This is a genomic window from Janthinobacterium sp. J1-1, assembly GCF_030944405.1.
GTDB lineage: Bacteria > Pseudomonadota > Gammaproteobacteria > Burkholderiales > Burkholderiaceae_D > Janthinobacterium.
This window is the reverse complement of the sequence record NZ_CP132339.1, coordinates 6059058-6077023: the sequence shown is the minus strand read 5'-3', so window position 1 is coordinate 6077023 and position 17966 is coordinate 6059058. Positions and strand designations below refer to the sequence as shown.

Here is a 17966-nt window from a genome sequence, read left to right as displayed (position 1 = left end):
TTCGTCTGATGAAAGTTGATGCCAACTATGTTGTCGGATTACGGGCCTGCGGCCCTCATCCGACCTACGGGACCGTGAACGTGCGTAGGTCGGATTAGCGCGCAGCGCGTAAGCCGACAACATGGTTGGCCGCGACACCTTTACTTTGGATTAAACAACACCTCAACCAGCGAATCGGCCGTCGCCAGCAGCGCCACCGGCGCATGGTAAATCCTCTCCATCACGACGATACCCCGCGTCAAGGTGGCCGCCAGGCGGGCTGCGTCGGCTGGTGGCAAGGTCAGGCGGGCACGCGCATCGGCCATCGCCAGGCGCGTCAACAGAATCTCTTCCAGTTCATCGAGCATGCCGCGCAAGGCGGTGCGCACCGGTTCATCCATGGCGGTTTCGTCGGTGGCGATTTTTGTCGTCAGGCAACCACGGGTGGACGTTTCCTGCGACGGTGCGACCGGCGGCACGGCCTCGGTCATGGTATTGATGGTGTACGCGAAAAAATCGTGCAGGGCGGTGGCCGGGTCGGCTGCCGCCAGTTGCAGGCGCGCCGCGTCGAGGAAGGTGCGCCGATAGCGTTCGAATACGCGCAAGAAAATGGCCTGCTTGTCGCCATAGGCGTTGTAGAGCGAGCCGCGCAGCACGCCCGTCGCCTGCGCCAGGTCCTGCATCGAGGTGGCGGCGTAGCCGCGTTCCCAGAAAACGCCGATGGCGCGATCGAGGGTCTGTTCTTCGTTGAATTGTTTTTTACCAGCCATATTGGAATTATGGGTATTCTTGATACCACTGTCAAGTTTGACTATTCTGTCAAACATGATCACTGACGAAAGACGTTCATGAGTGCAACATCCCCCATCGCCGACCAGGACAATACCGGCGCCAGCTTGCGCGCGATTGCCGCCGGCCTGTGCGCCAGCCTGGTCGGTATCGGCCTGGCCCGCTTTGCATATACGCCCCTGATCCCCTCGCTGATCGAAGCCCACTGGTTTTCGGTGGACGACGTGATTTACCTGGGCGCGGCCAATCTGCTCGGCTATCTGGCCGGCGCCTTGCTGGGCCGGCCGATGGCGCGGCGTCTCAGTGCGCATTTCATCCTGCGCGGCATGATGGTATTGGCCTCGCTGGCCTTTTTTGCCTGCGCGTTTCCTCTGTCGGTCAGCTGGTTTTTTATCTGGCGCTTTTTGTCGGGCCTGGCAGGCGGCAGCATCATGGTACTGGTCGCGTCGACCGTCTTGCCCCAGGTGCCGGTGCACCGCAGGGGGCTGGCGGGAGGGGCGATTTTTGTCGGCATCGGCTTCGGTGTCGCCGCCTCGGGCACCCTGGTGCCGCTGCTGATGCAACTGGGCCTGCGCGCCGCTTGGCTGGGATTGGGCAGCTTGTCGCTATTGCTGGCGATCATCAGCTGGACCTTCTGGCCGGCCACGCCGCCGACCGGCAAGCCGCTCCCCGCACAACATGGCGCCGCACAGCCGCCCGGCATGGCCCTGGCCCTGAATATCCTGTTCGTGCAATATGCCTTGATGGCCGTGGCCTTGGTGCCGATGATGGTGTTCCTGGTCGATTACGTGGCCCGTGGCTTGGGCTGGGGCGCGCATGAGGCGGCTGTTTTCTGGGTCATCTATGGACTGGGCGCGATTGCCGGCCCGATGCTGTATGGCGCGCTGGCCGACCGTATCGGCCCGGCCATGACCAGCCGCCTGGCACTGTTGCTGCAGGCGGTGGCGCTGGGTGTGATGATGGTATTGCAGCAACATGCGGTGCTGATGCTGGCGACCTTTGTCGTGGGAACTTTTCCTCCCGGCATCGTCCCCATCACCCTGGGCCGCTTGCATGAGCTGCTGCAGCATGACGCCGCCGCGCAAAATGCGGCCTGGAGCCGCGCCACCACCGTGTTTGCCCTGTTCCAGGCGCTGGCCGGCTATGGCTACTCCTGGATGTTTTCGCATAGCGGCGGCAATTACCATGTGTTGCTGGTCACGGCGGTCGGCGCGTTGGTGCTGGCCTTGCTGGCCGATGTGGCGCAAAAAATGCTGAGTGGAAAACGGGCGCCTGCTACACTTTGATTTTATCGATTTGAAAGCATGCCTTGTCCACTACTTTGGAACAATTGCGCGCCGGCCAGTTGGCCGGCGCGCAGCGTTTGAGCCTGTCCTGCGGCCTGACTTCGTTTCCACCCGAGATCTTCGATCTGGCCGATACGCTGGAAATTCTCGACTTGACGGGCAATGCGCTGTCGTCGCTGCCCGATGATTTGCCGCGCCTGCGCAAACTGCGCATCGTGTTTTGTTCAAACAATCTGTTTACGACCTTGCCGGCAGTGTTGGGGGCTTGTCCGGAGCTGAGCATGATCGGCTTCAAGGCCAACCAAATACGCGAGGTACCGGCCGCGTCGCTGCCGCCCAAGCTGCGCTGGCTGACCCTGACCGATAACGCCATCGACGTGCTGCCCGATGAGATCGGCGACTGTGTGTATCTGCAAAAGCTGATGCTCGCTGGTAACCGCCTGACCTCCTTGCCGGCCTCGCTGGCGCGTTGCACGCGGCTGGAATTGCTGCGTATCTCCGCCAACCGCCTGCCGGCCTTGCCTGACTGGCTGCAGGAACTGCCGCGCCTGAGCTGGCTTGCCTGCGCCGGCAACCCGTTCAATGAGACGCGTGAAACGGCCGCCCTGGACGCCGCCGGCCTGGCGCATATAGCCTGGGAGCGCCTGCGGATCGGACGGCAGCTGGGCGAGGGCGCCTCGGGGGTGATTTCGCAGGCGACACTGGACGGCAAGCCGGTGGCCGTCAAGGTGTTCAAGGGCGCGATGACCAGCGATGGCTTGCCGCGCAGCGAAATGGCGGCCTGCGTCAGCGCCGGCGCGCATGCCGGCATGATCCCCATCCTCGGTACGGTAAGCGCTCACCCGCAAGGATCGCCGGGGCTGGTAATGCCGCTGATCGATCCGGCGTTTGTCAATCTGGCGGGACCGCCCAGCCTGGCATCCTGCACGCGCGACATGTACGACAGTGCCGTGCGTTTCAGCGAGCGGCAGGTGCTGGCGATTGCCCATGGCATCGCGTCGGCGACGCAGCAACTGCATGCGCATGGCATTCTGCACGGCGACTTGTACGCGCACAATATCCTGCGCCACCCGGATGGACGTTGCCTGCTGGGCGACTTTGGCGGTGCCTCGCTGTTTGCTCCCGACGCGGCGATCGCGGCTGTACTGCAGGGTATCGAGGTGCGTGCCTTTGGCGTGCTGCTGGAGGAATTGCTGGATCGCTGCGATACGCCCTTGCCGGCGCTGCAGGCGTTGGCGAGTGCTTGCTTGCAGGAACAGCCCTTGCAGCGGCCCCGTTTCGCGCAACTGGAGCAGGCGCTGGCGGCAGTGCCGCTGGCATAAAAAATGGCGCAGCCCTCGCAGGCTGCGCCACTATTTTGAAGCCGAGCCTGGTCAGGCTGCGGTTTCTTTTTCCGGCAGGGCGATCTGGTTGTCGACGCTGAACTGATAGTCCTTGAAGACGTGTTCGGCCGACAGGATCTGGTATTCACCATTGTCGAGCTTGTGCGTGGTGTCCTTCAGGCGGTAGGTGTAATGGCCGCAGGTCCAGCAGTTGAAGTTGCGCATGTGCGTGCACAGGCAGGTCTTGTCCATCACCGACACGGTTTTCAGCTCGGGATGGGCCGCCACTTCGCGGTTGTACGAGTTGATGTAGGCGCAGTTGCCGGTCGCATCGAGCAAATAGCCGTACGATTCGCAGCCGGGACGGATGCCGGCGCCGATGGCCGGCGTGTTTTTCAGCATGCGCATCGGGTAGCCGGTCGGCGAGACGCCGTTGACGATGATGTCTTCTTCCGAGGCCTTGTAGTATTCCTGCTTGACCTTGTCCGGCAGGCCGCATTCGGTGGTGACGGTAAAGCGCGTGGCCACCTGCACGCCGGCCGCGCCCGCTTCGAGGAACGACACGGCATCGCTGCCCGTGAAAATGCCGCCAGCCGCGATCAGCGGAATGTCGAGCTGTTCCGCTTTCAGGTAGGCCAGCAATTCCGCCGTAATCGTGTGCAGGTCGTAATTGGCCCAGTCCATGCCGAACCCCAGGTGGCCGCCGGCCAGCGGGCCTTCGACGATGACGAAGTCGGGCAGGCGGTTCAGCTTGGCGTTCTTGCGCAGGAAAATCTGCAAGGCGCGCACCGACGAGACAATGATGCCCAGCTTGGCATCGCGGAAACGCGGGTGGTCGGCCATCAGCGCGAAGGAACCGAAGTGCAGGCCGGCCGACAGGGTGATGCCGTCGATGCCGGCGTCGAGCGCCGCGTTCAGGCGCACGCGCAAGGTTTCACGCGGGCCGTTCATGGTCAGCTTTTCCATGCAGTTGACGAAAATCAGGCCATCGCCTTTTTTCGCTTCCATGGTGGCGCCGATATGGCGGCGCTGCGCGTCGGCCAGGCGGCCCAGGTCGAACTGCACCACGGCCTTGTCGCTGTTATTGATATTGAATTTGTAGAGTTTCGTCTTGTCCTTGACGAAGGTGGTGTCGAAACGGCGATCCGACACGTCTTCCACCATGGCATCGGAGATATGGCCGATACCACCGAGCCGGGCCGCTTCCAGCGCCAGCTCCGACGTGGAAATATCCACGCCCATGCCGCCGATCATGATGGGCACATACTCTTTTTCGCCAAATCGCAGGCGGAAATCATCAACACGTTTCATTGCTATCCTTAGACTACCGTCGTTATTACTGTGCGCAAGCCCAATTCTACCCCAAGCGGGAAAGCGCTTCGGCGCGCGCACTTTGTTTAGGCGACGCGGCAACAGGGCCGCAAACGCAGGCCGGGCCGAGTTTAGTCGCGGAAATTATTAAATTCCAGCGGCATGTCCGGCACATCCTTGCGCAGCATGGCCATCGCCGCTTGCAGGTCGTCGCGCTTGGCGCCCGTGACGCGCACGGCTTCGCCCTGGATGCTCGCTTGCACTTTCATCTTGCTATCCTTGATGACGCGCACGATTTTTTTCGCATCATCCGTTTCGATGCCATTCTTGATCTTGATGATCTGCTTGACCTTGTCGCCGCCGATCTTCTTGATGTCGCCCTCGTCGAGGAAACGGACATCGACCTTGCGCTTGGTCAGTTTGTTGGTCAGCACGTCGCGTACCTGGCTGAGCTGGAAATCGGAATCCGCAAACGCGGTCAGTTCATTTTCCTTGTGCTCGACGCGCGCGTCGCTGCCCTTGAAGTCGAAACGGGTCGAAATTTCCTTGTTGGCTTGTTCGACCGCGTTTTTCACTTCGATCATATCGGCTTCGGAAACTACATCAAATGACGGCATGGTCAGTCCTTTCGTGTTTGGAGCGGTGCGCGCCTGGCGCGCCGGGTGCCTGCTGTTGCAAGTGGCGTGGCCCTGTTAAAGATGCGACATTTTAACGGACAACGGCCTGCCTGCCCTTGTCTTGCGCTGGTTTTTTGTCGCATTCACTCTATAATCGAGCAAAATAAACGGTATCCCATGTCTCCAGAGCTCACCATCGAACACAATTATCCCCTGCAAGCGCTCAATACCTTCGGCATTACGGCCCAGGCCGCCGCCTATGTGCGCATCACTTCCACCTTGCAATTGCAAGCGGCCCTGCAAGATCCTGCGCTGGCCGGCATGCCGCGCCTGGTGCTGGGCGGCGGCAGCAATATCGTGCTGACCGGCGACTTTCCCGGCGCCGTGCTGCACATGGCGACGCGCGGCATGCGCCTGGCGCAAGCATCGTTCGACACCATTTTGGTCACGGCGGCGGCCGGCGAAAACTGGCACGCTTTCGTGCAGTGGATCCTGGCGCAGGGCGTGGGCGGGCTGGAAAACCTGTCGCTGATCCCGGGCACGGTGGGTGCGGCGCCGATCCAGAATATCGGCGCCTATGGCGTGGAAATCAAGGATGTCCTCCACAGCGTCAGCGTGATGCACGCCGGCAGCGGCATCGTGTTCGACATGGACCGCGAGGCTTGCCGCTTCGGCTACCGCGACAGCATCTTCAAGCAGGCCGACGGCGCTGAACTCATTGTGCTGGAAGTGACGTTTGCCCTGCCGGCGCAGTGGCAGCCGAATCTGCGCTATGCCGAACTGGCGCAGGCGGTGGCGGAACAGCAACTGGCAAACCCAACGGCGCAGCAGGTGGCCGATATGGTGATCGCGATCCGCCGGCGCAAGCTGCCGGACCCGGCCGTGATCGGCAATGCCGGCAGTTTCTTCAAGAATCCGGTGGTGTCCAGAGAGCATTGCGCACAGTTGCTGGAACGTTATCCGGCGCTGGTGCACCATGCGCAGCCGGACGGCACCGAAAAGCTGGCGGCGGGCTGGCTGATCGATCAGTGCGGCTGGAAGGGGAAAAACCTGGGGCCCGCGGGAGTGTATCCCAGGCAGGCGCTGGTCCTGGTCAATAACGGCGGCGCTCGTGGCGCGGACATTACCGGGTTGGCCGAGGCGATCCGCAAGGATGTCGAGGCGAAGTATGGGGTGCTGCTGTCGCCGGAGCCGGTGTTCGTCTAATCAACCAAAATGGCAGACGTAGTCGACCGTCTCTAAGGTTTCAATATCGAAATGGCTGTTGCCCGGGATGCTGAATTGCTGGCCCGCGCCATAGCTGGTCCAGTCGCTGGCGTCGGCCAGGCGTACCTTGCACAGGCCGCCGACAATTTCCATGATTTCCGGCGCGCCCGTGTTGAAGCGCAGCGAGGACGCGAAAATCACGCCCACGCTTTTCTTGGCGCCATCGGCGAAGATGACATTGTGCGAGATGCACTTGCCATCAAAATAGATATTCGATTTCTTGACGACGCTGACATTGTCCAGTTGTGCGCTGTTGCTCATGCTTGTGCTTGCCTTCTCGGTGGTTGAAAAATCGCGGTTAACAATCAGGTGGTGGTGTCTTCGGCCTTCAGCACGCTGTTGCGCCCGCTGCGCTTGACGGCGTACAGGGCCTGGTCGGCACGGTTGATCAGTTGCTCGACGGTCGACTGTGGCGACGGCACCACGGTGGCCACGCCGATCGACACCGTGACGATGCCCAGCGCGGCGACCGGATGCTCGATCTGCAGGCTTTCCAGGTGGCGCCGGCACGCTTCGGCGATCAGCATGGCGCCCTCGACGTCGGTTTCGGGCAGCACCAGCGCGAACTCCTCGCCGCCGTAGCGGGCCGCCAGGTCGGCCGGACGCTTCAGGTGTTCGGTCAGCACCGCCGCCACTTTCTTCAGGCACAGGTCGCCCGCCAGGTGGCCGAAGCGGTCGTTATAGGATTTGAACAGGTCGATATCGCAGAACAGCAGGCTCAGCGGCGCCTTGTCGCGCTGGCCCCGCTGCCATTCGATCTGCAGGGTTTCATCGAAGCGGCGGCGGTTGGCAATACCCGTCAAGCCGTCGAGGGCCGCCAGTTTCTGCAGCTCGATATTGGCTTCGGCCAGGTTTTTCTGGCTTTCGCGCAGGAAGCGGAAGGCCTGGTCGCGCTGCAGGCGGCTGATATGGGCGTTCGAATGGTAGCGTATGCGCGCCAGCAATTCCAGCTTGTCGGGCAGCTTGACGACATAGTCGTTGGCGCCCACGGCAAAGCTGTACGCCTTCAGTTTCGGATCATCCCTGGCCGACAGCACGATCACCGGCACGTGCGCCAGCACCTCGTGTTCGCGGTACTGCTTGATCAGCGCGAAACCGTCGGTGCCCGGCAGCACCAGGTCTTGCAGGATCACCGTCGGCTGCATGCGCACGGCCGTCTCCAGCGCCAGTTCGGCATCGGTCACATAGTGGAACTCGATATCCTGCTGGTCGCTCATCATGCGCCGGATCGCTTCCGCGATGATCAATTGATCGTCCACCAGCAGGACGCTGACCTTGAATTCGGTCAGGGCGGTATCGGGAGGCAGGAAGCGGGTGGAAAATTCGGGCATTGCAGTCTTTTCAGAGGTTGGGGAAGGGTAGTCAGCCATTGTTGAGCCTGCTACCCAGTCGATTGCGCAAGCTTGCGCCTATCTTGTCGAGCGGCAGGATCTGCTGCGCCGCATCGAGTTCGGCCGCCGCGCGCGGCATGCCATAGACCGCACTGCTGGCCTGGTCTTGCGCGATGGTCGTCTTGCCGGCGAGACGCATGGCCAGCAGGCCATCGCCACCATCGCGGCCCATGCCGGTCAGCAAGATGCCGACCGCATCGCCACGCCAGTGCCGCGCCACGCAATGGAAAAACACGTCGACCGAAGGCCGGTAGACATAGTCGCGTGGTGCTGCATCGTAACGCAAACGATAATTTTGATCCAGCAACAGGTGATCATTGGTCTTGGCGACCAGCACCGTGCCGGCCACCAGTTCGTCACCTTCGCCGATCACGCGCACCGGCATGCTCAGCTGGTCGTCCAGCCATTTGGCGAAATGCGAGGCAAACGTTTCATCGATATGCTGCACCACCACGATGGCGCAGCCGGGTGGCGGCGTCCAGTCCGACAGCACCCTGGCCACCGCCGACGGGCCACCGGTCGACGCGCCGATCGCCACCAGGGTCTGCACCTGTCCATCGCCGCGCTCGCCAACCGGGTTCTGGCGTGGCGGCGGCGCGGTGTCGCCGCTGTGGCGTATCAGCTTGCCGATGGTCTTGATCTTGGCCAGCAATTCGCTGTCGCCGCCCACCTTGCCCTGCAGCACAGGGGTGGCGGTGACGTCGAGCGCGCCGGCACCCAGCGCGCGGAACACGTGGTTGACATTGTCCTGCGGCCGACCGGTGACCACCAGGATGGCGCACGGGCTTTGCTCCATGATCTGGCGCGTCGCTTCCACGCCGTCCATTTCCGGCATGTTCAGGTCCATCAGGATCAGGTCGGGCCGGTTGCCCTCGCACATGCGGACCGCTTCGAGTCCGGTGCGGGCAATCCACAGCACCTGGTGCTCCTGGGTGCTGGCGACCACGCGCCGCAGCGCCTCGGCCGCCATCGCCACGTCATTGACGATGGCTATCTTCATGTGTTCGCTCTCATAAGCGGGCGTCTCCTATCAGGTCGGCCACCGCGTCGAGCAGGGTCTCGTCGTGGAAGCTGCCCTTGGTCAGGTAATAATCGGCGCCGGCGGACAGGCCGCGCGCGCGGTCCTCCGGGCGGTCCTTGTATGACACGATCATCACCGGCAGTTTGTGCAGGTGCAAATCCTTCTTGACCAGCGAGACCAGTTCGATGCCGTCCATGCGCGGCATGTCGACATCGGTGATCACCAGGTCGTATTCGCCGCTGCGCACCATGTTCCAGCCGTCGATGCCGTCGATCGCCACGTCGACCGCGAAGCCGCGCCCCAGCAGCAGCTTGCGTTCCATTTCGCGCACCGTCAGCGAATCGTCGACCACCAGGATGCGCTTGGCGCGCCGCTGCAGCGCCGGGCCGCCCTGCGCCAGCTGGTGCAGACCGCCTTCGTGCAGCAGCTTGTCGATCGACAGCAGCAGGTCGGGCACGTCGAGGATCAGCACCGGTTCACCGTCATCGAGCAGGGCGGCGGCGGAAATGTCGCGCATCTTGCCGAAGATCGGATCGATCGCCTGCACCGCCAGACTCTGCTCGCCGCGTATCGCCCCCACCACCAGCGCATAGCTCTGCTTGCCGCGCCCGATCACCACCACCGGCAGGTCGTCGCCGCTGGTGTCGGCCTCGCCCAGTTCGAGTACCTGGGCCGCCGAGACGAGGCCCAGGTGCTCGCCCTTGAGCTCGAAAAACTGCTTGTTTTCCAGCGTATGGATGGCCGTTTGCGGCACCCGCACCACGCTTTCCACCTTGACGATGGGAATCGCGTAGGCCTGGCCCTGGATCTCGATCACCAGCGCGCGCACGATCGACTGCGTCAGCGGCAGGGTGATCAGGGCGCGAAAGCCGCGGCCCGGCTCCGATTCCAGGCGCACCGTGCCGTTTTGCTGGCGGATGGTTTCGTGCACGATGTCCAGGCCCACGCCGCGCCCCGACAATTCATTCGCCTTCTCTTTCAGGCTGAAGGCGGGCAGGAACAAAAATTCCAGCAATTCTCCGGTCGACAGCGCCGCCGCCATGGCCGGGCTGGCCATCTTGCGGGTGATCACCGACTGGCGGATTTTTTCCAGGTCGACGCCGCGCCCGTCGTCGCTGATCTCGATGCTCAGCATGCCGGCGCGGTGGCGCGCTTCCATGCGGATGGTGCCCAGCGCCGGTTTGCCCGCATCAATGCGTTCGTACGGGCCTTCCATGCCATGGTCGATGGCGTTGCGCAGCATGTGGTTCAGCGGGCTTTCGATCTTCGCCAGGATATCGCGGTCGACCAGCGTGTCTTCGCCCTCGATCTCGAGCTGCACTTCCTTGCCCAGGCCGCGCGCCAGGTCGCGCACCATGCGCGGAAACGCGTGGATGCCGTCGCGGAAAGGACGCATGCGCAGCGCCAGCACTTCATCGACCATGCCTTGCGAGACGGCCAGCAGGCGCCGCTCGTAGTTTTCGATGTCGGCGATATGTTCGAGCACGAACTGCTTGAGCGGCTGGGTCTTTTGCAGCGCCAGCAAGGACTTTTCCATCAGGCCGGCGTCGCCCGAGCGGGCGATTGCCTCGTGCAGCTGCTCGATGGCGGACACCAGGCTGCTCTGGTTGCGCTTGAAGCGCTGCAGCGCGCCGATAAACGGATGCATCTGGTGCGCATTGATGCGCGATTCGCTGGCCAGCGACAGCAATCGGTCGAAGTTCTGCGCCGGCGCCTTGGCGCCGGGGGCGGCGCTGGCGCGCGGCGTCATGGCCGGCGCCTCCACCGGCACTTCACGCGGGGGCGAGCCGAGCAGGGCCGCCATCTCGCTGGCCAGCGCAGCCTGGATATCGTCGGGCAGGCCGGACAGGGAAGGGGCCGCCGGCGCCGGCATGCGCGGCGCGGACGGCAGCGGCGGCAGGGCCGGCAATTCCGGCAGCTCGGCGATGCCGGCGATTGCGTTGAGGGTCTGGTCGATCTGCGCCGCGTTGGCGGCCAGCCACGCTTCGGCGCCGGCGTCGTCCAGGCGCGACAACTGCACGATCAGGTCCACGCCCGACAGCAGCACGTCGACCCGTTCCGGCGTCAGTTTCAATCGGCCGTGCTGGGCGGCGACAAAGCTGTCTTCCATGCCGTGCGCCAGCTGCACCACCACCTGCAGGCCGACGATGGCGGCCGCGCCCTTGATCGAGTGCGCCGCGCGCATCATCGGCTCGATGGCGGCGGCGTCGCCCGCGTGGCGCTCCACGGTCAGCAAGCCGTCGGTGAGGATTTGCGTCTGGCTGTCCGCCTCCATGCGGAACAGGTCCAGCATGGAAAAGGCGCTCAGGTCGCCGTGCTGGTCCTGGCTCATCGTAATAGTCTCGCAAGTTGAAAGCCGATCAGCGCCGTATCCAGGCAGCCGATGCGCATCTCGTTTTCGGTGATCACGCCCAGCAGAAAGCGCGACAGGCCCTTGTTGATGGTGGCGGCCGGCGTTTGCAGCGCGCTGCCGGCGTAGCGCACGATGCCGTGCAGGTCGGCCACCGGCAGCGCGAACGACTGGTCTTCCCAGCGCATCAGCAGCAGGCGCGCAAACGTGTGGCGGCCCTTGGCGGCCGGCGCACCCTGTTCATCGATGCCCAGCAGGCTGGCCAGCGACATGCAGGGATACAGCTTGCCGCCGATATTGACGATGCCGAGCAAGCCGCGTCCGCTGCGGTGCGGCAGCACGTGCGGCGTGGCCTGCGGCGCGACCGAATCGAGGATGCGCGTCGGCAGCGCCAGCCATTCGCGGCCGATGCGAAACACCAGCACCGAACTGTCCTTGGCGTCGCCATCGGCCTGGCGCGCGCGGAAATGGCCGGCCCAGTCCTGGCGGTACTGGGCGTCGACCGGGCGCTGCAGGTTGCGCTGGGCGGCGTCGGCATACACCTCGCAGTTGCGGCAATGGATATTGGCCGGCAGCTTGTCGCAGCTCTGGTCGCCGACCACGCCGATCTGGTTCCAGCAATCGCTGATGGCGTCGCGCAGCGCGGTCACGGGAGTGCTGATCACGGGAGGGCTGGTCATGGTCGTGTCTTCCGCATGTTAGTGGCTCGCGCTGGCCTGGCGGCGCTGGTAGATGCGCGCCGCGCGCGACTTGAGCGTGGTGGCGGCCGTGTGGTTGCCATTGCGCTCGGCCAGCAGCGCCAAATGGCACAGCGCTTCGTAATGGTCGGGCTGCAGGTAGATGCAGCGGCGCCAGTAGTCGTCGGCCAGGTCCATCTTGCCGGCCAGTTCGTTGATCAGGCCCAGCAGATAATACGCCTCGGCCGCCTCGGGCGCGCGCGCCAGGTGCGCATGGCATTTATCTCCGGCTTCGCGCAGCAGGCCGCGGTCGGCCAGGCTGCGCGCCTCGGCCAGCAGATCGGCCGCCGGCGCGGCAACGGGCGCCGCTGCGGACGCCGGGCGAGGATGCGCAGGCACGGCACGGGCTGGCGCGGGAGTGGCGGGCGGCAAGGGCGGCACGCTGCGCAGCACCGGTTTTTTTACCACCGGCAGCGGCGCCGGCGCCGCTGCCGGATTGACGGCCGCAGGCTTGCCATCGTCCTTTTTCAGCGCAAACGCCTGGCGGTACTGCAGCGGCGCAAAGCCGTTCTGGCAGAACGACGGTACTTCGGCATAGCCGGCCAGCAGCATGCCGTCGTCGGTCAGCAGCGCCGACAGCTTGGCGATCGCCGCGCGCGTGGTGGGCTTGTCGAAATAGATCAGCAGGTTGCGGCAAAAGATCACGTCGTAGTGCTTGTCCAGTGCCTCGGTATCGAACTGCAGCAGATTGCCCTGCCTGAACGTCACTTGGGTGCGCAGCGCGTCGATCAGGCGGTAGGCGTCGTCGGCCACATGCGTGAAATAGCGCTCGCGAAAGGCCACGTCCTGGGCGCGAAAGGCGTTGCGGCCATACACGCCGGCCTGCGCGCGTTCGATGCAGGCCGGGCTCAGGTCATAGGCGTCGATGCTGAAGGCCTGCTTCGGCAGGTTGGCGTCGCGCAGCGCCATCGCCATCGAATACGGCTCCTCGCCGCCGGCGCACGGAATCGAGGCGATGCGCGTGATGCGGCGGCGCGACCAGCGCTCGCGCACCAGGTCGACGGTGGCGTAAAACGCCTGCGGATCGCGGAACAGCCATGATTCGGGCACCACCACCAGTTCCACCAGCTGCGTCATTTCCTCGGCCGTGATAGTGGCCAGGTAAGCGTCGCTGTCGTCCTGGCCGGTGCGTTCCATGCGCTGGCGCACGGCCCGCTCCGCCATCGATTTCGAGACGGTCAGGCCGGTGGCGCGGCGCAGCAGCGTTTGTGCAGGCGTCATGAGGCGCCGCCTGGCTGGAACAGCAGCGCGCGCACTTCGGCCGGCAACAGGTGTTCGAGTTCGATCAGCTGCAGCATGCCATCGGCGTCGCTGGCCACCTGGCCCAGGAACGGTGCGGTGGCCACGCCACTGTCGCCCAGCTGTTCCTGATGGACATCGGCGATGCCGCGCACGCGCGAGGCCATCAGCCCCAGCGCGTGGCTTTTGCCATCGGGCGCGCGGTAGTCGACGACCACGATGCGGGTGTCGAATTGCAAGGGAGCCGGCGCCAGGCCGGCCAGGCGCGACAGGTCGATCACCGGCACCGGAGTGCCATGCAGGTCCATCAGCCCGGCCACGTAATCGGGCGTGAGCGGCAGCTGCTTGAGTTCCAGCAGCGGCAGTACGCGCACGATGGCCGTCAGGCGCAAGCCGTAGCGGTCATCTCCGATGTGAAACACCAGCACTTTCATGGCTTAGACGGCGACGGCAAAGTTCGACACGCTCGACTGCAGGTCGCCCGCCGCATATTGCAGCTGGTGCACCGCTTCGCTGGTCGCTTTCAGGGACTCCACCGTCTGCTGGGTGGCGTCGTTCAGCTGCATCATGGTGTCGGAAATCTGCGAGGCGCCGATCGCCTGCGACTGCATGCCCTGCAGCACGGCGTCGAACTGCGGCGCGAGTTTTTGCACCTGGTCCATCACGCCCGACAGCTGGTCGGTGACCTGGCGCACTTCGCCCACGCTGCGGCGTATCTCTTCCGAAAACTTGTCCATGCCCATCACGCTGGCCGACACGGCCGACTGCATTTCCTTGAGCATCTGTTCGATATCCCAGGTCGACACCGAGGTCTGGTCGGCCAGGCGGCGGATCTCGGTGGCGACCACCGAGAAGCCGCGGCCCGCTTCGCCCGCTTTTTCCGCCTCGATGGCGGCGTTCAGCGACAAGATATTCGTCTGGTCGGCCACCTTGGTAATGGTGATCAGCACGCTGTTGATATTGCTGGCTTTTTCCGACAGGGCGGCCAGCTTGGCATTGATGGAATCGGTGGCCGAGACCATGTGCTGCATGGTCGAGTCCATGCGCTTGAGGTTGTTCTGCGCTTCGGCGGTGGCGTTGGTCGTGTAGTCGGCCACGGCGGTGGCGTCTTCCATGGTTTTCAGCAACTGGCTGGTATTGGCCGAGATTTCCTTGGTGGTGCTGAGGATCTCGACGCTGGTTTGCGCCTGCTCGATGCCGGTCGCTTCCTGCTGGCGCGCCGAGGCGGCGATTTCGGTGGCCGAGGTGGTCACCTGGATGCCGGCCTTCTGCACATTGTTGAGCAGGCTGCGCAGGTTTTCGAACATCTTCGCCAGGCCGTTGCCCAGCTGGCCGATGGCGTCGCTGCCGGTGATGCTGACCTTGCCCGTCAGGTCGCCCGAGGCCGCTTTCGACACCACTTCCAGCAGCGAATCGACCTTGGCGCGCAAGCTGTTGGTGGCGGCCAGCTCATTGGCCTGGTTGTCCTGGATGGTTTGCGCCATGCGGTTGAATTCTTCCGTCACCTGGCCCAGCTCGTCGCGCGACAGGATCACGGCGCGCGCGCTCTGCTCGCCGCCGGCGATGCGGCCGACCGCGTCGGTCAGGTTGTTCAGCGGCCCCAGGATGGCGCGGCCCAGCAGGTAGGCGATGCCCAGCGCCAGCACGATGCACAGCAGGCCGCCCAGCGCCAGGGTCAGCATCATGGTTTCCTGCAGCCGTGCCGAGGTGGCGGTGCGCTCGGCCAGCAGCGTGGTTTCGTTGGCGGCCGCCTCGTCGAGCAGCTTGTTGGCCTGCACCACGGCCGGGTAGCCATTGGCCGGCATGCTGCGCGCCACGGTTTCGGTGGCGCCCGGCGCATTGCCCAGCGCGCGGCGTTTCTCGATTTGCGGGTTGATCCAGTCCTTGACCCAGGTGGTGGTCAATTGGTCAATCTTGCGAAAACGCTCAGCCTGCGGCTTGTTGTCGACCGTCATGGCGATCGCTTTTTGCGTATGCTGGGTCAGCACGGCCATCTCGTCGGTTTCCGGATTGAGCGAGGCTTCATTGCCGGTCAGTATGTAGCCGCGCGCCTCGACCTGGATCTGCAGGATGGAATTGTGGATCTTGTTGATCTCGCTGAGCACCTCCATCGTGTGGCGGTCCCACTGATTCGCTTCGGACAAGCGCGAAAAACTGTTATAGGCCACGGCCAGCAGGATCAGGATGATCGCCACGATGGAGCCGAAGCCCAGGTACAGTTTATTCTTGATGCTCAGGTCTTTGAACATGGGGGCTCCGGTTCGATAAGGTCAGCTTGCTTGTACTTCATTGCATTCCAGCATTTTGCCACGCGGGCGCACACAATGGGGCGTTCTGGCATGCCTGCGTGGCGGCAACTGGCAGGGAATTGACTGCCGAGTGCGTTCCAGATACAAAAAAACCGCCCGAAGGCGGTTTTGGCGAGCGAAACAGGCCCGGATTACTTCTGGCCGCGCTTTTCTTTCGCGATGGCGGCGATGCGCATGCGCAAGGCGTTCAGCTTGATGAAGCCGCCCGCGTCGGCCTGGTTGTAGGCGCCGCCGTCTTCGTCGAAGGTGGCGATATTCATGTCGAACAGCGAGTCGGTCTTCGAATCGCGCGAGACGACAATCACATTGCCCTTGTACAGCTTGATGCGTACCCAGCCGTTGACGGTCTGCTGCGTATGGTCGATCAGGGTCTGCAGCGCGACGCGCTCGGGCGCCCACCAGTAGCCGTTGTAGATCATCGACGCGTAGCGCGGCATCAGGTCGTCTTTCAGGTGGGCCACTTCGCGGTCCAGGGTGATCGATTCGATGGCGCGGTGGGCTTTGAGCATGATGGTGCCGCCCGGGGTTTCGTAGCAGCCGCGCGACTTCATGCCGACGTAGCGGTTTTCCACCAGGTCCAGGCGTCCCACGCCATGCTTGCCGCCAACCTTGTTCAGTTCGGCCAGCACGGTGGCCGGCGACATGCGCACGCCGTTGATGGCGACGATGTCGCCCTGCTCGTATTCGATGTCCAGGTATTCCGCTTCGTCCGGGGCGTTTTCCGGGCTGACGGTCCAGCGCCACATGGTTTCTTCGGCTTCGGCGCTCGGGTTTTCCAGGTGGCGGCCTTCAAAGCTGATGTGCAGCAAGTTGGCGTCCATCGAGTACGGCGCGCCGCCGTTCTTGTGCTTCATGTCGATCTCGATGCCGGCCTCTTCCGCGTATTTCAGCAGTTTTTCGCGCGACAGCAGGTCCCATTCACGCCATGGGGCAATGATCTTCACGCCCGGTTTCAGCGCGTAGGCGCCCAGTTCGAAACGCACCTGGTCGTTGCCCTTGCCGGTGGCGCCGTGCGAGATGGCGTCGGCGCCGGTGGCGTTGGCGATTTCGATCAGGCGCTTGGCGATCAATGGACGGGCGATCGAGGTGCCCAGCAGGTATTCGCCTTCGTAGACGGTATTGGCGCGGAACATCGGGAACACGAAATCGCGCACGAATTCTTCGCGCACGTCTTCGATATGGATGTTTTCCGGCTTGATGCCGAATTTGATCGCCTTGGCGCGTGCCGGTTCCAGCTCTTCGCCCTGGCCCAGGTCGGCCGTGAAGGTGACGATTTCGCACTGGTAGTTATCTTGCAGCCATTTCAGGATGACGGAGGTGTCGAGTCCGCCGGAATAGGCCAGGACCACTTTTTTAATGTCGCTCATAATGCTTCCAGTTGTCGTTGAGGTGTTTGTTTCGGTACTGCTGTTTTATGCGATTTTGCCCAGCAACAGATATTCGATCAGCGCTTTTTGCACGTGCAGGCGGTTTTCCGCCTCGTCCCACACCACCGATTGCGGGCCGTCGATCACTTCGGCGGCCACTTCCTCGCCACGGTGGGCGGGCAGGCAGTGCATGAACAGCGCGTCGGGCGCGGCGCGGGCCATCTTGGCGCCGTCGACGATCCAGCCGTCGAAGGCGGCGATCCGGGCCGCGTTTTCCGCTTCGTAGCCCATGCTGGTCCACACGTCGGTGTTGACCAGGTGTGCGCCTTCGCAGGCGTCGGACGGGTTGTCAAAGAACGTGTAGCGTTCCGTTTTGACTTGCGCCAGGTCGATGTCATAGCCTTTTGGGGTCGACACGTTGACGTGGAAACCGAACACTTCGGCCGCCTGCAGCCAGGAGTACAGCATGTTGTTGGCGTCGCCGATCCAGGCGACCACCTTGCCGGTGATCGAGCCGCGGTGTTCGATATAGGTGAAGATGTCGGCGAATACCTGGCAAGGGTGGTGTTCATTGGTCAGGCCATTGATCACCGGCACGCGCGAATTGGCGGCGAAACGCTCGATGATTTCCTGGCCGAAGGTGCGCACCATGATGATGTCGCACATGCGCGACATGACTTGGCCGGCGTCTTCCACCGGTTCGCCGCGGCCCAGCTGCGAGTCGCGCGTGTTGAGGTAGATGGCGGCGCCGCCCAGCTGATGCATGCCGGCCTCGAACGACAGGCGGGTGCGGGTCGAGTTCTTTTCGAACACCATCACCAGGGTGCGGTCGATCAGGGGGTGGTAGATCTCGTAGTTCTTGAACTTGCGTTTGATCAGGTGGGCGCGTTCGATCACATAGTCGTACTCTTCCAATGTGAAATCGGAGAACTGGAGGTAGTGCTTGATCGGTTTTTTTGTCGACATAAATGACCACTAGAAG

Annotated in this window: 16 protein-coding genes; 3 read left to right on the top strand and 13 right to left on the bottom strand. The window is 63.4% G+C overall.

What is annotated here, in order from left to right; genetic code table 11:
* Positions 1–140 precede the first annotated feature (140 nt).
* Positions 141–749, bottom strand: a complete 609-nt coding sequence (locus Q8L25_RS27725; RefSeq protein ID WP_308922449.1) for a helix-turn-helix domain-containing protein — start codon at positions 747–749, stop codon at positions 141–143.
* A 78-nt stretch (positions 750–827) separates the two neighbouring features.
* On the opposite strand from Q8L25_RS27725, the gene Q8L25_RS27720 reads away from it, so the two are divergent.
* Together Q8L25_RS27720 and Q8L25_RS27715 are read left to right on the top strand one after the other, a co-directional pair.
* The gene (locus tag Q8L25_RS27720) at positions 828–2054 is read left to right on the top strand and encodes a YbfB/YjiJ family MFS transporter (protein WP_308922448.1); all 1227 of its coding nucleotides are present in this window, start codon (positions 828–830) and stop codon (positions 2052–2054) included.
* A gap of 23 nt (positions 2055–2077) precedes the next feature.
* Positions 2078–3376, top strand: coding sequence for a leucine-rich repeat-containing protein kinase family protein (locus Q8L25_RS27715; protein WP_308922447.1), 1299 nt, complete (start codon positions 2078–2080; stop codon positions 3374–3376).
* Between the two features lie 51 nt (positions 3377–3427).
* Here Q8L25_RS27715 and Q8L25_RS27710 read toward each other — a convergent pair whose 3' ends face one another.
* The gene (locus Q8L25_RS27710) at positions 3428–4687 is read right to left on the bottom strand and encodes a nitronate monooxygenase (RefSeq protein WP_308922446.1); all 1260 of its coding nucleotides are present in this window, start codon (positions 4685–4687) and stop codon (positions 3428–3430) included.
* A 131-nt stretch (positions 4688–4818) separates the two neighbouring features.
* Positions 4819–5304 carry a YajQ family cyclic di-GMP-binding protein gene (locus tag Q8L25_RS27705; protein ID WP_065306321.1) on the bottom strand — a complete coding sequence of 162 codons (486 nt, stop codon included), beginning with the start codon at positions 5302–5304 and terminating at the stop codon, positions 4819–4821.
* A 177-nt stretch (positions 5305–5481) separates the two neighbouring features.
* Here Q8L25_RS27705 and murB point away from each other — a divergent pair, with 177 nt between their 5' ends.
* Complete coding sequence (gene murB, locus Q8L25_RS27700) at positions 5482–6510, top strand: UDP-N-acetylmuramate dehydrogenase (RefSeq protein ID WP_308922445.1); 1029 nt, start codon at positions 5482–5484, stop codon at positions 6508–6510.
* On the opposite strand, the gene Q8L25_RS27695 is transcribed toward murB, so the two are convergent.
* From Q8L25_RS27695 to argF, 10 genes are all read right to left on the bottom strand, one after another.
* Positions 6511–6831, bottom strand: a complete 321-nt coding sequence (locus Q8L25_RS27695; RefSeq protein WP_308922444.1) for a pyrimidine/purine nucleoside phosphorylase — start codon at positions 6829–6831, stop codon at positions 6511–6513.
* 44 nt (positions 6832–6875) lie between these two features.
* Positions 6876–7901 (bottom strand): diguanylate cyclase, encoded by a 1026-nt coding sequence (locus Q8L25_RS27690; protein ID WP_308922443.1) that lies wholly within the window; start codon positions 7899–7901, stop codon positions 6876–6878.
* A gap of 31 nt (positions 7902–7932) precedes the next feature.
* Entirely contained in the window at positions 7933–8961 is a 1029-nt protein-coding gene (gene cheB, locus Q8L25_RS27685) for a chemotaxis-specific protein-glutamate methyltransferase CheB (RefSeq protein ID WP_308922442.1), read from the bottom strand.
* A gap of 10 nt (positions 8962–8971) precedes the next feature.
* Positions 8972–11314: a hybrid sensor histidine kinase/response regulator gene (locus tag Q8L25_RS27680; protein WP_308922441.1), complete on the bottom strand. Its 2343-nt coding sequence runs from the start codon at positions 11312–11314 to the stop codon at positions 8972–8974.
* Positions 11311–12012, bottom strand: coding sequence for a chemotaxis protein CheW (locus Q8L25_RS27675; protein ID WP_308922440.1), 702 nt, complete (start codon positions 12010–12012; stop codon positions 11311–11313). Before Q8L25_RS27675 ends, Q8L25_RS27680 begins: the two co-directional genes overlap by 4 nt.
* Before the next feature lie 18 nt (positions 12013–12030).
* Entirely contained in the window at positions 12031–13290 is a 1260-nt protein-coding gene (locus tag Q8L25_RS27670; RefSeq protein ID WP_308922439.1) for a CheR family methyltransferase, read from the bottom strand.
* Entirely contained in the window at positions 13287–13730 is a 444-nt protein-coding gene (locus Q8L25_RS27665) for a chemotaxis protein CheW (RefSeq protein ID WP_308922438.1), read from the bottom strand. Before Q8L25_RS27665 ends, Q8L25_RS27670 begins: the two co-directional genes overlap by 4 nt.
* Positions 13731–13745: 15 nt before the next feature.
* Entirely contained in the window at positions 13746–15557 is a 1812-nt protein-coding gene (locus Q8L25_RS27660) for a methyl-accepting chemotaxis protein (RefSeq protein ID WP_308922437.1), read from the bottom strand.
* A gap of 191 nt (positions 15558–15748) precedes the next feature.
* Positions 15749–16984, bottom strand: a complete 1236-nt coding sequence (locus Q8L25_RS27655) for an argininosuccinate synthase (RefSeq protein WP_308922436.1) — start codon at positions 16982–16984, stop codon at positions 15749–15751.
* A gap of 45 nt (positions 16985–17029) precedes the next feature.
* Positions 17030–17950 (bottom strand): ornithine carbamoyltransferase, encoded by a 921-nt coding sequence (argF, locus tag Q8L25_RS27650; protein ID WP_308922435.1) that lies wholly within the window; start codon positions 17948–17950, stop codon positions 17030–17032.
* Between the last annotated feature and the right edge of the window lie 16 nt (positions 17951–17966).

Coding starts and splice junctions, on each gene's coding strand:
- Q8L25_RS27725 (WP_308922449.1), bottom strand. CDS start 749: ATGGCTGGTAAAAAACAATTCAACGAAGAACAGACCCTCGATCGCGCC.
- Q8L25_RS27720 (WP_308922448.1), top strand. CDS start 828: ATGAGTGCAACATCCCCCATCGCCGACCAGGACAATACCGGCGCCAGC.
- Q8L25_RS27710 (WP_308922446.1), bottom strand. CDS start 4,687: ATGAAACGTGTTGATGATTTCCGCCTGCGATTTGGCGAAAAAGAGTAT.
- Q8L25_RS27705 (WP_065306321.1), bottom strand. CDS start 5,304: ATGCCGTCATTTGATGTAGTTTCCGAAGCCGATATGATCGAAGTGAAA.
- murB (WP_308922445.1), top strand. CDS start 5,482: ATGTCTCCAGAGCTCACCATCGAACACAATTATCCCCTGCAAGCGCTC.
- Q8L25_RS27695 (WP_308922444.1), bottom strand. CDS start 6,831: ATGAGCAACAGCGCACAACTGGACAATGTCAGCGTCGTCAAGAAATCG.
- Q8L25_RS27690 (WP_308922443.1), bottom strand. CDS start 7,901: ATGCCCGAATTTTCCACCCGCTTCCTGCCTCCCGATACCGCCCTGACC.
- cheB (WP_308922442.1), bottom strand. CDS start 8,961: ATGAAGATAGCCATCGTCAATGACGTGGCGATGGCGGCCGAGGCGCTG.
- Q8L25_RS27680 (WP_308922441.1), bottom strand. CDS start 11,314: ATGAGCCAGGACCAGCACGGCGACCTGAGCGCCTTTTCCATGCTGGAC.
- Q8L25_RS27675 (WP_308922440.1), bottom strand. CDS start 12,012: ATGACCAGCCCTCCCGTGATCAGCACTCCCGTGACCGCGCTGCGCGAC.
- Q8L25_RS27670 (WP_308922439.1), bottom strand. CDS start 13,290: ATGACGCCTGCACAAACGCTGCTGCGCCGCGCCACCGGCCTGACCGTC.
- Q8L25_RS27660 (WP_308922437.1), bottom strand. CDS start 15,557: ATGTTCAAAGACCTGAGCATCAAGAATAAACTGTACCTGGGCTTCGGC.
- Q8L25_RS27655 (WP_308922436.1), bottom strand. CDS start 16,984: ATGAGCGACATTAAAAAAGTGGTCCTGGCCTATTCCGGCGGACTCGAC.
- argF (WP_308922435.1), bottom strand. CDS start 17,950: ATGTCGACAAAAAAACCGATCAAGCACTACCTCCAGTTCTCCGATTTC.